We start from the raw sequence: 13,711 nt of genomic DNA, 5'->3' as shown, positions 1-13,711 counted from the left end.
ATCCCGATGCTCTCGCGGTCGCCGCATTCCCCTAAGCACGATGAGGAGAGCCGATGAAGCCGACACTGCCGCGCAAGACCATTGTAGAGGCCGTAGAGCGCGATCTTGGCCCGGTATCGCAGTGGAGCACCGTCTCCGAGGGCGAGGAGTCACAGGTCTTCGGCATGCGCCTCGGCGATGAGGACCTTATTCTTCGGATCAATAATGTGGCTGATGACTTTCAGAAGGATGCCTTCTGCCAAAGGCGTTTCGCGGCCTTGGAATTGCCTATTCCTGAAGTCCTGTCCATCGGCGCGGTCGGGCCATTTTCCTATTGCGTGTCCAGACGCGCTGCGGGCGTTACCTTGCAGGATCTGCCGCCGGCTGGTTTGCCTGACGTCGTCGGCTCGGCCGCAGGCGTCCTGCGGACAATCGCGCAATCGCCGCTTCATGAAACGCGGGGATACGGCCGTTTCGATGCGCGAGGGAATGCAGAGCATTCGAGTTGGCGTGACTTTCTGGCGTCGATTTCGCTTGGGCAGCACTACGACTGGAAAAGCGTCGAAACGTCAGTAGGCGGACCTTGGCTGGAGCGGCATCTGTCTCTCTTCATGGATTTCGTACCGGAATGTCCCGAATTCCGTTGCCTTGTGCATGGAGACTTCGGATCGAACAACGTGTTGACTGACGGTGTGAACATCACCGGCGTCATCGACTGGAGCGAAGCGCTCTTTGGTGATCCGCTCTATGATGTCGCCAACATCTTCTTCTGGCGTCCTTGGCTCGCCTGCATGGAGGAGCAGGCGCGTTATTTCGTGGAGTGCGAACCGCAAGCGATGGGCGATCCGGTGGTGTTGCGTTGCTATCAGCTGCGGATTGGCCTGCAGCAGGTCCATGAAGCGGCCAAAGCCGGAAGCGAAGAGGACCTTTGCTGGGCGATGGCGAGATGTGAGGTTCTGGCCGCCGATCTTCCGGTTTAAGCCAGGAGCGCAGGCAGCTCTTCTTCCAGCAGAGACAGGATCGTTCGAATTCGCGGCGCCACCGGCCTCGTCGCCGGGTACAGCGCATGCAGATCGAACCCTGGTACGGTAAATCCAGGCAGCAGCGGTATCAGTTTGCCGCTCGTAAGATCCTCAGTGCAAACGGGCTGCTGCAAGACGCCGATGCCAGCGCCATCCAGCAGCAAGCCATGCAACGGCCGCCAGTGACTTGTGCTGAGGACGATGTTGATGGCGGCGAGTTCTTCTTGCCGATCCGCAGAAATCAGCCGAAGTCGCGCGCCGTTGAAGAGGCCGGAAACTCGAAGAAAGGGATGGTCGATGAGTTCGCCGGGGCTTGCGGGGGCACCACGCCGCTCGAGATAGCCCGGCGACGCCACCAGCACGCGGCCGACATGGCCAAGCTTTCGAGCAATGAAATTGCCTTCTCCAAGATCGCCGAGACGCAACGAGATGTCGACGCCCTCCGTCACCGGATCGACGATCATGTCGTTAAGCACCAGATCGATCTTGAGCTCAGGGTGGCGTTCGCGCATCCTCAGCAGGATTGACGGCAACATGACCTCGCCGATGCCGTGCGGCGCGGCGATCCTGAGCGTGCCGCGCAACGGGTGGTCGCCATTCGCAACGGCCAGAGCATCGCTCGCAGCGTCGAGAACCTGTTTGCTCCGTTCGTAGAAGGCGAGGCCGGTATCGGTAACGGAGAGCTTGCGTGTGTTTCGCAGCAGCAGCCGTGAGCCCAGATATTGCTCCAGCCGATCAATGCGCTCGCTGACGGCGGGTTGCCCCATGCCGAGGTCGCGGGCGGCGGCCGACATGCTGCCGCGTTCCACCACCCTGACATAGACGCGCATTGCCACCAATAGATCCATCCCGATAATATATCGGCTCAGCCGATAAATGTAAGTGGACGATGCCGCCTAGTGGCTGGCATGCCGATCGTCGAAACAAGGGGGCGACACCAACGTCATCTTCGAACGGCAGGCAGGGTGATGAGCGAGATCAGGCTATATATGTTTCAGTCAGGCACTCAGAAATGCAAAGTCCATGACATCAGGATGGGCGAGGGGGGTGGCGCCGATTATGAAATACCGGTGCCCTGGTTTCTGCTCACCCATCCCAAGGGTAACGTCATCATCGACGGCGGCCTCGCCGTTGAAGGCTTGGCCGATCCGCGCGGCTATTGGGGCGATGGCGTCGACAGCTACCAGCCCTTTATGACCGAGGAACAGGGGTGCGTTGTGCAACTGGCCAAGCTGAGCCTATCACCCGAAGATGTTCGCTTCGTCGTCCTGTCGCATATGCATTCGGACCACACCGGAGCCATCGGCCGTTTCCCCAATGCAACCCACGTCGTCCAGCGTCGGGAGTATGAATATGCCTTTACGCCCGATTGGTTTGCCGCCGGCGCCTATGTGCGCCGCGATTTCGACCGCCTGGGTCTGAAATGGCAATTCCTGGAGGGCAGCGTCACGGATGGCTACGACCTCTATGGCGATGGCACGCTCAGGATGATTTTCACGCCGGGCCATAGCGTTGGCCACCAGTCCTTCCTGCTGCGCCTGCCGAAATCGGGGGCAATTCTGTTGACCGTCGATGCCGCCTACACCCTGGATCATTGGAACGAGAGGGCCCTTCCCGGTTTCCTGACGTCCACCGTGGAGACGGTACGCTCGGTTCAAAAGCTTCGCGTGCTGGCCGAGCAGTCAAGCACTATGATCGTTACGGGCCATGATCCCGAAGCCTGGCCGCAATTCAGACATGCGCCGGCCTATTACGACTGACGCATGTGCCGCTAGGGCGGCGGCAAAGGCTTTTTGTTTCTCCCGCCAGTTCGGAGGCAAAGCCGCTAGGCGGTTTTCCTCGGAATTGCTCCATGATCGCCAGCGCTCGACGCACTGCCTTCGAAGAAGGCTCGTCGATGTTGGCGAACCCATTCCTCTATGCCGGTCGGTCGGAAATCCTTGAGCTCGGATCCCGATTCGAACGGGCGCGAGAGTATAGCATCCGCTTCGTCGGGATTGGATGCGAAGAAGCGGAACTTGGACGCGACGCGGCGCCCCGTTCCGGGTCCCATTGCGGCATCCACATCTCTCTCGAATTCATCGAGCGGCTGGGCGCGATAGGTGATCTGGCGCCCCAACCATAGGCTCATCCGCGATACCAGCTCCTTGCCTGTCACGCTGTCTGGTCCGGCGATGCGATAATCGCCGGAATGGATGCCGTGTGCGAGCAGGGTCATGGCCGCGCGGGCGCAATCGTCGACCGAAGTCCAGGCGATGCGTTGGGATTCCGCGATCGGTGGCGCGAAAACACCCTCATCGACGATATCTTTCCGGGCGGATGGTTTCAGCAGATTGTCGAGATACATGGTGGGACGCACGATGCAGAAGGGCAGGCCTGATCGGCGGACAATATCCTCGATCATTGCATTGGCGACGAAGCTCGGTTCCTCGCAAGGCGCCGAACGGCTGGCGCTTGCGAGCTTCAGGACAACGGATTTCAGGCCGCATGCGATCGACGCCGATACCGCATTCTCGGCTTGGATGCGCATGTCGTCCTGCGATCCGATGGGAATTTGCATCACGGCATGGGCGATGTCGGCACCGGCGGCGCGAAGCGAGGCGGGATCGCGAAGATCCCCTTCGACAAGTTCGACGCCAATGGCCGAGAGCGCCGGGCCGCGTTTGCGATCCCGAACGAGCGCTCTCACCTTAAAGCCCCGTCGAAGCGCAGCGCGAACGACGGCGCCGCCCTGCACGCCACCGGCGAGATAGATGAGGATGGGTTGGGATTTATCGATAGCAGACATGAAACAACTCCTTCGAAAAAGGTCTGCTGAAGGAGCTTTGTCATATGGCTGCCCAACAGACCCAGAACGCGCACGGGGCGCGGGGACCGTCGGGGTATCTCACGCTAAGCGTGGAACAGAGCTTCTCCTCAGGGAGAAGGGCTTGGGCCTACCGAGACCAAGCCAGCCATTTTCGACAGGTGAGGTTTACGGCAGACGCGGCGCCGGCGTCAATCGAAAGATGCGAGGCCCACTGCCCACTTATCTCTTGCGGGCCACGATGTAAGGACGTTTGTCATCTCCCTTTGTCGCATGATTTTCCATGGTGAGAATGTCGAAGCCTGCGGCAGATATTTGCGCCGCGAGTTCTGATGCCCGGAAGATGCCGGCATAGGGTGCCTTGCCGAGCGCGCGCATCGCGGGCAGCAGCGCCAGCCGAATGAGCGGATTCATCTCGCCGACGCAGGGAGTCTTGGAGATCAACAAGCCCTCCGTAGCAAGCAAGCCGTGAATCTGACGAAGCGTGCCTGAGAGATCGCGGACGAGATGCAAATAGTTGAATCCGAGAACGGCATTGAATTGCGCCGGGCCGGGCGCAATGGTTTCGGCGGTCGCGACCTTGAAAGCAAGGCTCGGTATCGGCTCGGCAGTGTACCGCTCATTGGCGATTGCGATCATCTCTGGAGAGATATCCGTTGCAAGATATTCTCGAACGCTGCTTGCGAGTTGGAGCGCGGTCGTTCCGGTGCCGCAGCCAAGCTCCAGCACTCTATCGCCAGCCGTAAGCAAGGCTCGAGTGCGGCCGAGCGTCCGCTCGTATGCTGCCTGATCCGCGATAGCGCCCCTGGCGTAATTGCGTGAGGCCCGATCCCAGAAACGGGCGTCGCTCGCTGTGCTCATGAAGGTCGTCTTTCCCGATTATCGCTCTTCGGCATTCCAGCCCGCTCCCATCGCGACAAAGGCCGTCAGGATCTCAAGGCGTGCCAAGGTCCTTCAGACGTGGCGAGGTCCGAGGCGGGAGCTGATAGCAGCGATCTGATCCGCTCAGCGTCCTCGGGCGTTGCCGGATTGTAGACGACCATGCTCAGATCCGTTCGCCCGTCGACCGAGAAGGCCGAGTATTCAAACGAGAGCGGGCCGAGAACCGGATGACGTATATGCTTGACGGCTTCGGTGTGCGTGCCGGGAACATCGTTATCCCGCCACATGGCCCTGAATTCGGGGCTGAGGCGGCACATTTCGGCGACGAAGGGTTCGATCTGGGTCGCAGCGCCCGCGCGGGCCGCATCGATACGGAATGCGCCCAGGGTGAAGCGCGCCACGCTTTCCCAGTCATATTGCGCGGCGCGGGCGCGCGGATCGAGGAAGATGAAACGCAGAATATTGCGCTCGTCCGGCGGTAGAGACTCGTAGTCGACCAGCATCACGCGCGACGCCTGGTTCCAGGCGATGACGTCCCAGGTGGCGGTTCGGATAAGGGCCGGGCACGGCTCGAGGGCATCGAGCACACGCTGCAGCCGCGGCGTCACACTGTCATTCCTGCGATAATGCGCTTCGGGCGGCCGGCCGAGGCCGAGCAGGAACAGATGCTCCCGCTCCACTTCCGTCAGCATCAGCGCGCGGGCGATCCGGTCGAGCACGTCGGCCGAAGGCGCGCCGCCGCGCCCCTGTTCCAGCCATGTGTACCATGTCGGGCTGATATTGGCGCGCTGCGCCACTTCCTCGCGCCGCAGTCCGGGCGTCCGCCGCCGTTCCGAAGCAAAGCCGAGGACGGATGGATCGAGTTTGGAGCGTCGGTCCCTGAGATAGGTTCCGAGCGGGTTCTCAGTGTCGAGCAGGCCGGTCATCCTGTTAGTGCTTTTACTATGATAAGGTCACTACTTTACCAGAATAAGTGATAAGCTCAGATTTGTCTCCAACGAAAAAGGAGACTTGTTCATGCGTGTATTCGTGACTGGCGCTACCGGAAACATCGGTTCGAACGTCGTCAGAGAGTTGATTGCGGCTGGCCATCAGGTGCTCGGTCTTTGCCGCTCCCAGGAGAAAGCTGCGGCACTCGCTGCTGCCGGCGCCGAGGTTCTTCACGGAACGCTTGAGGATAAGGACGTTCTCAAGAGCGGCGCCTCGCAGTCCGATGGTGTCATCCATCTCGCCTTCAACCATGATTTCTCGAGATTTGCCGCGAATTGCGAGGACGATCGCCGCGTCATCGCGACGCTTGCCATGGCGCTTGCGGGTTCCGCCCGGCCGCTTGTGATCACCTCGGGAACGCCGATTGCCAATACCGTGCCGGGCGAACCCGCCAGGGAAGACAACGCGATTGTCGGCTCGGACAAGCATCCCCGAGCAGCTTCCGAGGAAGCGGCAATCCTCGCCAGCGAGATCGGCGTTAACGTTTCGGTCGTGCGCCTGCCGCAGGTGCATGATCCCGTCAGCCAGGGGCTCATAACGCCTTTGATCGAGATATTCCGGCAAAAGGGCGTCTGCGCCTATGTTGGAGACGGGCAAAGCCGCTGGCCGGCCGCTCATTTTTCCGACGTCGCTCGCCTCTATCGCCTCGTTGTCGAACGCGCAGAACCGGGCGCCAGATATCACGCGGCTGCCGAAGAGGGTGTTCCGATGCGCGATATCGCCGAAACCATCGGTCGGCGTCTGAACCTGCCGGTCAAATCCGTCGACAAGGAAGAAGCCGGGGATTACTTCGGCTGGCTCGCGCTGTTTGCCGGACACGACATGCCGGCCTCCAGCGCCAAGACGCGGCAAAAGCTGGGCTGGGAGCCAACCGGCCCGAAGCTGCTTGCCGATCTCGCCGAATTACGCCTGGCCGGCGCGTGACATTGTTCATCTCCGAGCCCCGCTAGGGGAAGCTTGCCGGAGAAGATCAAGAGCCAATCGTATGGCTTGGCCATTCCAGATTGGCTTAGACGCGGATGCTGCTAAGATTTGCCAGGGCTTTCAATCAATGAGCCATGGCGCGAATATGATCGACGAACCGCAGGAGCAATGGGTTTCTGTCGTCGCTGCGCCAGCACAAGCCTACCGGCCAGCGAGATTCCGGGCCGGACAGCTGCCATTGCCGCGTGCGCCCGCCCAAGGCTTCCACACCCTGCAAGGGCAGGAACGCCGCCCCCAGCCCGGCCGCAACGACGGCATGAACGGTCAAGATATCCTCGGCATATTGAATGATGCGGGGCTCGAAATGTGACGCCGCGCACCATCTTAAGATCTGCGCATCTAGCCCCGATCCACGACCCGGCGATAGTGCAACGAAGCCCAGATCGTTGAGTACCGATAGCCGGCTCAGGGGTGGCTCATCCATGGCAAGCGGCAACACAAGCGCCAGCCGCTCCTCAAGCAGCGGCATGAAGGATAGCCCTTCTGCGTCTCCGGGCGCGCGGCAAAAGCCGGCATCGAGCCGTCCGTCGAGCAGGCGCTGGTGCTGCTCGCTCGAAGGCAGGTCGTCGAGCATGATCTGGCAGTCGGGCGTTCCCGCCCTGAAGTCGGCAATCAGCCGCGGGGCGAGGATAAGTGTCGAAATGCCGAATGCAATATCGAGGAGGCCGGCCAGACCCGCATTGGCGCGGCGCATCCTGGCGTCCACCTCATCGCTCAATCGCAGCAGCTTGTGCGCTTCCTTCTTGAGCAGCTTGCCGAGCACGGTCAGCCTTGCGCCATGTCGCCCGCGCTCGAACAGCTCTCCACCGACCGATGTTTCCAAAGCCTGGATTTGTTTGGTCAACGTCGATTGCGTGACGAATAGCTTGTCCGCCGCCTTGCCGTAATGGCCGGCATCGGCGAGCAGGATGAAGGAGCGGAGTAACTTAAGATCCATTCTTTTTGCGACTTAAATACATCGAAGATCTCATTTTACGGAATGAAAGCTCTATGGTCAAATTGCTCCCAGACATAAGACATCAGGAGCAAAGACGATCATGTTGAAAGTATCTTCCGTCCAGTTTCAGCACCGGGCGAGCGACAAGGCCTATAATCTCGACCGCGTGAACACGCTTGCGCGGCAGGCGGCTGGCGACGGCAGCAAGCTGGTGGCGTTTCCGGAAATGTGCGTCTGCGGCTACTGGCACGTTCCCCAGCTCGACGCCGAGGCTATCCGTGCGCTCGCCGAGCCGCTCTCCGGTCCGTCCATCTCTTACGTCGCCGGGCTGGCGCGGGAACTCGGCATCGGAATCGGCGCCGGCTTCCTGGAGCTTGGCGACGATGGCGCGGTCTACAATTCCTACGCAATGTGTCTGCCCGACGGACAGATCCACTGCCATCGCAAACTGCATGCCTGGGAGCATCGCGCCATATCGAGCGGCGATCGCTACACTGTCTTCGACACTCCGTGGGACATCCGCGTCGGCATCCTCATCTGCTGGGACAACAATCTCATCGAAAACGCCCGTGCAACGGCCTTGCTCGGTGCGGAGCTTCTGATCGCGCCGCATCAGGCCGGTGGCGGTCAATCGGTCAGCCCGCACGGTATGAAGCGTATCCCCGTCGAAAAATGGATCCGTCGCCATGAAGATCCGCAGGCCATCGAGGACGAAATTCGCGGGCCGAACGGCCGCGAATGGTTCATGCGCTGGCTGCCGTCACGTGCGCACGACAACGGGATGTTCCTCATATTCAGCAATGGCATCGGCCAGGATGAAGACGAAGTTCGTACGGGGAATGCCATGATCCTCGATCCCTATGGGCGGATCTTGGCGGAAACCTGGGAAGCTGCGGACGCGATCGTCAGCACCGAACTGGATCTCTCGCTGCTCGACAAATGCACGGGCCAACGCTGGATCCGCGGGCGCCGCCCCGAGCTCTATGGCATCTTCACGCAACCCAATCCAAGCGGCCTCTCGCCCATGGATGCCCGCTATTCGGACGCCCCGACGCGAAAGACCGCGCGCATTGCGGAGACGAAGTGAGGGTGTCGTGAGGCAAACCTACCTCCGGCCGTGCCAAGCACATTGATGGAAGATGCGGGCGGCAAGGCGGAATTGTTCTGACCTACCGCTCGCCTGCGGCTCAGCGCCTAATGATGGAGTTTGTCTGTCGGCGCATCGCGAAACGCTGGCTCATAGGGACTGCTATCGGATTTCCGTAAAGCCGGTAGCGGTCTCTTCGTTTCTTTAAAGCGCTTGCCGGGGTCTGCTCTTCCACACAGCAAAGGCGTTGATGCCGCAACGGCGATCTCGCAGAAGCTTCAGTTTTTGAATTGAAATCAATGCCATATGGCGGACAAGGTGGGATTCGAACCCACGGTACGCTTTCACGCACACACGCGTTCCAGGCGTGCGCCTTAAACCACTCGGCCACCTGTCCTTCTTAGGCGTTTCGCACCCGCTCGGGGCGCAAATCGTCGGAACGGCGCGATATATACCGATGAATTCCAAGCAATCAACCTGAATCTGACAGATTTTTGACTTATCGTCGCAAAACTCTGCATCTCATCCCCATTGCGCTTATTTCTCAGCCAACTTATCTATGAAGATAGATGCGGCGGCGATAGACGGATTGGCCCTTTTGGGCCGGAAGTAATGAGTATCCGGAGGGAATGATGCGTTTCCTATTGCGTTTTGCCAGCCTCGTCGCGCTGGTGGTTGCGGTCATTGCTGGAACCATCGATTCCATTCAGTCGGTCGCCTCCTCGGCGGTCGTGCTGACCCCGATGGGCGATGCCTGGAATGATGTCAGCCCATCTTCGCTGGCGACGGTTCGCTCGGCGATCTCCTACTATGTTCATCCGCGCTTCTATGACATGGCGATGCAGTGGCTGCTGTTTCAGCCGGCTTTCGCAGTCTTCCTGATCCTCTCCCTGTTGCTGTGGATGGTCGCCTATAAGAGACCTGCGGCGGCTGGTCGGCTCGGCGCCTGAGTGCTCTCTCGGGCACTTTTAATTCTGTCCCATTCAGGGAATTCGGGCGAGCGCGAACGCATGCCTTGGAGGAGCCGGGAGACGGTTGAAAAAGGATTTGATCCAAGGTTGCGCCTCATCGGGTAACTACCTTTTTGATCGATTAAATTGCAGTTTGAGGGCGAAATTGTTTAAAAAACGGCTACCTTGAGCAGGTTTTCAGCAATTCCCACAAATCTTTACCAACTGAAAAATTTCTCGTGAATTTTTCGTGCAGCCATGCAAGGATGCGCCAGCTTGGCCTCGGGGGAGGCTGGCGGTTCCGCAGACATGCCCGAACAATGGGCTTGCGGGAGGACCCAACAAGATAGCAACAACAGGGCTGCGACTCATGAAAAAATCCCTTCTGACCCTTTTCGCCTTGGCTGCCATGTCGGCGACGGCGCTTGCGGCCGACATCAAGCCGGCGATCGTCTACGGTACAGGCGGCAAGTTCGATAAGTCCTTCAACGAAGCAGCCTATAACGGCGCCGAAAAGTTCAAGAAGGAAACCGGCATCGCCTATCGCGACTTCGAGCCGACGGGCGACACCCAGGGTGAGCAGGCGCTCCGTAACTTTGCCAGCAAGGGTTTCAATCCGGTCATCGCCGTTTCTTTCGCTTGGACCTCGGCTCTCCAGAAGGTTGCAGCTGAATATCCGAAGACCGAATTCGTGCTGATCGACGACAGTCTCGACCTGCCGAACGTTCGCTCGGTCAAGTTCAAGGAAAACGAAGGCTCCTACCTCGCCGGCGTTATGGCTGCTATCGCCTCGAAGTCCGGCAAGGTCGGCTTCGTCGGTGGCATGGACATTCCGCTGATCCGCAAGTTCGAGTGCGGCTATGAGCTGGGTGCACGCGCCACCAATCCGAAGATCGAAGTCTTCCAGAACATGACCGGCACGACCGGCGCTGCCTGGAACGACCCAGTTCGCGGCGGCGAACTCACCAAGAACCAGATCGACCAGGGTGCTGACGTTGTTTACGCAGCTGCCGGTGCGACCGGCCTCGGCGTGCTGCAGACCGCCGCCGACAACAAGAAGCTCTCGATCGGCGTCGATAGCAACCAGAACTACCTGCATCCGGGTTCGGTTCTGACCTCCGTTGTCAAGCGCGTCGATCTCGCCGTTTACAACGCCTTCAGCGACGCCAAGAACGGCAAGTTCACGGCTGGTGTCCAGAACCTCGGCCTGAAGGAAGATGGCGTTACCGTCGCCATGGACGACAACAACAAGCCGCTCGTCACCGGGGACATGCAGGCTGCCGTCGACAAGGCGCGGGCCGATATCATCGCTGGTACCATCAAGGTCCACGACTATCTGACCGACAACGCCTGCCCGAAGAACTGATATGAAACGAGGGCGTATGACGAAGCAAACCGTCATACGCCCTTTTCTTATCCGGAATCTGGTTTCTGGAGCCTGCTATAGTGAGCCAATCACCTGCCATCGAGCTCGTGGGCATCGACAAGAAGTTCGGTGCTGTCCACGCCAATAAAGATATCAACCTTACCGTCGCCAAAGGCTCGATCCACGGGATCATCGGCGAAAACGGTGCCGGGAAATCGACACTCATGTCGATCATCTACGGATTCTATCAGGCCGACAGCGGCGAGATCCGCATCAACGGCAATCCCATTGCCATCCGCGACAGCCAGACGGCGATATCGGCCGGCATCGGCATGGTGCATCAGCACTTCATGCTTGTCGACAATTTCACCGTCCTTGAGAACGTGATGCTGGGCGCCGAAGGCGGCGCGCTTCTCGCCAAAGGCGTCGCTGCCACCCGCACCGAGCTTAACCGGCTCGAGAAGGACTACGGCCTGGAAGTCGATCCGGACGCCGTGATCGAAGAGCTTCCCGTCGGCCAGCAGCAGCGCGTCGAAATCCTGAAGGCGATGTATCGCGGCGCCGAGATCCTTATTCTCGACGAGCCCACCGGCGTTCTGACGCCCGCTGAAGCCGATAATCTCTTCCGCATCCTCCGCGTGCTGCGCGACCAGGGCAAGACGATCATCCTCATCACCCACAAGCTGCGCGAAATCATGGCGATCACCGATACGGTGTCGGTCATGCGTCGCGGCGAGATGGTCGCGACCCGCAAGACGGCGGAAACCACCGTCGAGGAACTGGCCGAACTGATGGTCGGCCGTCGCGTACTTTTGCGCGTCGAAAAGGGAGCTCCCAGTCCGGGCGAAGTCCTGCTGTCGGTGCGCAACCTTACCGTCAAGGACGGCCGTGGTGTCACCATGGTCGACAACGTCTCCTTCGATGTCCGCGCCGGCGAGATCGTCGGCATTGCCGGCGTTGCGGGTAATGGTCAGTCCGAGTTGCTGGAGGCCATCGCCGGCATCCGCAAACCGGCGTCGGGTGAAATCCTTCTGCATGGCAAGCCGATCGGCAATGCCGATCCCGCGGCGCTCCGCGAACTCGGTCTTGCCCATATTCCGGAAGATCGCCACCACATGGGCCTCGTCCTCAAGTTCGAGGAATATGAGAACTCCATGCTCGGCTATCACCGCGACCGCAAATACGGGCGCGCCGGAATGCTTGATCTCGACGCCATTCGCAAGGATGCCATCGAGAAGATCGAGAAATACGATATCCGTCCACCGAATGCGCGGCTGAAAACAGCCAACTTCTCCGGCGGCAACCAGCAGAAGATCGTCGTCGCCCGCGAAATTGAGCGCGATCCGAAGGCTCTGCTGATCGGCCAGCCGACGCGCGGTGTCGATATCGGCGCCATCGAGTTCATCCATCGCCGCATCATCGAAATGCGCGACGCCGGCAAGGCGATCCTGCTGGTTTCGGTGGAGCTGGATGAGATCCGTGCGCTTTCGGACCGTATCCTCGTCATGTTCGCCGGCCATATCGTCGGTGAAAAGTCGGCTGAGGCCGGTGAACAAACACTCGGCCTGATGATGGCCGGCATTGCCGCGTGAGGCGTATATGAGCACGGCTTCCGTTCCGCTCCCTAATTGGATCAACTACGGTCTGATCCCTCTTCTCAATCTGATCGTCGCATTCCTGATCTCGGGCTTGGTCGTCTGGTTTATCGGCGCTAGCCCGCTCGACGCGCTGTCATCTCTGTTGGATGGCGCGCTCGGCAGCGGCGAAGGTATCGGCTTCACCCTCTATTATGCCACCAGCTTCATCTTCACTGGCCTTTCGGTCGCCGTCGCGATCCATGCCGGCCTGTTCAACATCGGCTCGGAAGGTCAGGCATATGTCGGCGGTCTCGGCTGCGCGCTCGTCGCGCTGACGCTCGACCATTACGTGCCCTGGTACGTCACGATGCCCTTCGCGGTTATCGGTGCTGCGATCTTCGGCGCGCTCTGGGCCTTCATTCCCGCCTGGCTGCAGGCCAAGCGCGGTAGCCACGTCGTCATCACCACGATTATGTTCAACTTCATCGCATCGGCGATGATGAACTTCCTGCTAGTGCATATCCTGATTGTGCCGGGCAAGATGGCACCCGAAACCCGCACCTTTCTGGAGGGTGGCCAGTTGCCGAAGCTCGACTGGCTGATGGATCTTTTCGGCTCGACCATCGGCGCGGCTCCGCTCAACGTGTCATTCTTGATTGCGCTGGTCATGTGCTTTCTCGTTTGGGTGCTCGTCTGGCGCACCAAGCTCGGCTATGAGATGCGCACGCTGGGCTTGAGCCCAACGGCTGCGGTCTACGCCGGCATTCCCTATGCCCGCACCGTCATCATCGCCATGCTGATCTCGGGTGGCCTCGCTGGTATGATGTCGCTCAATCCGGTCATGGGCGCTTCCGGCCGGTTGCAAATCGAGTTTGTGCTCGGCGCGGGCTTTGTCGGTATCGCGGTGTCGCTGATGGGCCGCAATCATCCCTTGGGCATCATCCCGGCGGCGCTTCTGTTCGGCATTCTTTATAGGGGTGGCGATACGCTGCCCTTCGACATACCGCAGATCACGCGCGATATGATTGTGGTAATCCAGGGTCTCGTCATCCTGTTCGCAGGCGCCCTCGAATATATGTTCCGCCCCGCGCTCGTGCGCATTTACCAGCAATTCGCCAGGACGTGAGGGTC

13 protein-coding genes and 1 tRNA gene are annotated in these 13,711 nt (G+C 60.0%); 8 read left to right on the top strand and 6 right to left on the bottom strand.

Annotation, left to right across the window (positions count from 1 at the left end):
• Positions 1-53: 53 nt before the first annotated feature.
• Positions 54-959 carry a phosphotransferase family protein gene (locus QD461_RS21270; RefSeq protein WP_414089534.1) on the top strand — a complete coding sequence of 302 codons (906 nt, stop codon included), beginning with the start codon at positions 54-56 and terminating at the stop codon, positions 957-959.
• Here QD461_RS21270 and QD461_RS21265 read toward each other — a convergent pair.
• A complete protein-coding gene (locus QD461_RS21265; RefSeq protein ID WP_414089611.1) occupies positions 956-1,831 on the bottom strand; it encodes a LysR family transcriptional regulator in 876 nt (291 codons plus the stop codon). The two genes, QD461_RS21270 and QD461_RS21265, sit on opposite strands and share 4 nt — an antisense overlap.
• A gap of 138 nt (positions 1,832-1,969) precedes the next feature.
• On the opposite strand from QD461_RS21265, the gene attM reads away from it, so the two are divergent.
• Complete coding sequence (gene attM / locus QD461_RS21260; RefSeq protein ID WP_414089533.1) at positions 1,970-2,761, top strand: AttM family quorum-quenching N-acyl homoserine lactonase; 792 nt, start codon at positions 1,970-1,972, stop codon at positions 2,759-2,761.
• Between the two features lie 65 nt (positions 2,762-2,826).
• Here the strand turns inward: attM and QD461_RS21255 are convergent, their stop codons facing one another.
• The 3 genes from QD461_RS21255 to QD461_RS21245 form a co-directional block, all read right to left on the bottom strand.
• The gene (locus QD461_RS21255; protein ID WP_414089532.1) at positions 2,827-3,789 is read right to left on the bottom strand and encodes an SDR family oxidoreductase; all 963 of its coding nucleotides are present in this window, start codon (positions 3,787-3,789) and stop codon (positions 2,827-2,829) included.
• Positions 3,790-4,029: 240 nt separating this feature from the next.
• Positions 4,030-4,668 (bottom strand): class I SAM-dependent methyltransferase, encoded by a 639-nt coding sequence (locus QD461_RS21250; RefSeq protein ID WP_414089531.1) that lies wholly within the window; start codon positions 4,666-4,668, stop codon positions 4,030-4,032.
• Between the two features lie 65 nt (positions 4,669-4,733).
• Positions 4,734-5,615 (bottom strand): helix-turn-helix transcriptional regulator, encoded by an 882-nt coding sequence (locus tag QD461_RS21245; RefSeq protein WP_414089530.1) that lies wholly within the window; start codon positions 5,613-5,615, stop codon positions 4,734-4,736.
• A 91-nt stretch (positions 5,616-5,706) separates the two neighbouring features.
• Here QD461_RS21245 and QD461_RS21240 point away from each other — a divergent pair, with 91 nt between their 5' ends.
• Complete coding sequence (locus QD461_RS21240; protein ID WP_414089529.1) at positions 5,707-6,603, top strand: SDR family oxidoreductase; 897 nt, start codon at positions 5,707-5,709, stop codon at positions 6,601-6,603.
• A 124-nt stretch (positions 6,604-6,727) separates the two neighbouring features.
• Here the strand turns inward: QD461_RS21240 and QD461_RS21235 are convergent, their stop codons facing one another.
• Complete coding sequence (locus tag QD461_RS21235; protein WP_414089528.1) at positions 6,728-7,600, bottom strand: LysR family transcriptional regulator; 873 nt, start codon at positions 7,598-7,600, stop codon at positions 6,728-6,730.
• Positions 7,601-7,697: 97 nt separating this feature from the next.
• On the opposite strand from QD461_RS21235, the gene QD461_RS21230 reads away from it, so the two are divergent.
• On the top strand, positions 7,698-8,687 hold the full coding sequence (locus QD461_RS21230) for a nitrilase family protein (RefSeq protein WP_414089610.1): 990 nt from the start codon (positions 7,698-7,700) through the stop codon (positions 8,685-8,687).
• A gap of 307 nt (positions 8,688-8,994) precedes the next feature.
• Here the strand turns inward: QD461_RS21230 and QD461_RS21225 are convergent.
• Positions 8,995-9,084, bottom strand: a tRNA-Ser gene (locus QD461_RS21225).
• Between the two features lie 235 nt (positions 9,085-9,319).
• Here QD461_RS21225 and QD461_RS21220 point away from each other — a divergent pair.
• The 4 genes from QD461_RS21220 to QD461_RS21205 all read left to right on the top strand — a co-directional run bounded on the left by QD461_RS21220 (position 9,320) and on the right by QD461_RS21205 (position 13,706).
• Positions 9,320-9,637, top strand: a complete 318-nt coding sequence (locus tag QD461_RS21220) for a hypothetical protein (protein WP_414089609.1) — start codon at positions 9,320-9,322, stop codon at positions 9,635-9,637.
• A 370-nt stretch (positions 9,638-10,007) separates the two neighbouring features.
• Positions 10,008-11,003, top strand: a complete 996-nt coding sequence (locus QD461_RS21215) for a BMP family lipoprotein (RefSeq protein ID WP_414089527.1) — start codon at positions 10,008-10,010, stop codon at positions 11,001-11,003.
• Positions 11,004-11,083: 80 nt separating this feature from the next.
• Complete coding sequence (locus QD461_RS21210; RefSeq protein ID WP_414089526.1) at positions 11,084-12,595, top strand: ABC transporter ATP-binding protein; 1,512 nt, start codon at positions 11,084-11,086, stop codon at positions 12,593-12,595.
• Positions 12,596-12,602: 7 nt separating this feature from the next.
• Positions 12,603-13,706: an ABC transporter permease gene (locus tag QD461_RS21205; protein WP_184708653.1), complete on the top strand. Its 1,104-nt coding sequence runs from the start codon at positions 12,603-12,605 to the stop codon at positions 13,704-13,706.
• The last annotated feature ends 5 nt before the right edge of the window (positions 13,707-13,711 follow it).

Source organism: Rhizobium sp. BR 314 (assembly GCF_047445805.1).
Lineage (GTDB): Bacteria > Pseudomonadota > Alphaproteobacteria > Rhizobiales > Rhizobiaceae > Rhizobium > Rhizobium lusitanum_B.
Note: the sequence above shows the minus strand (reverse complement) of the source record. Positions and strands in the feature narration are given on the sequence as shown.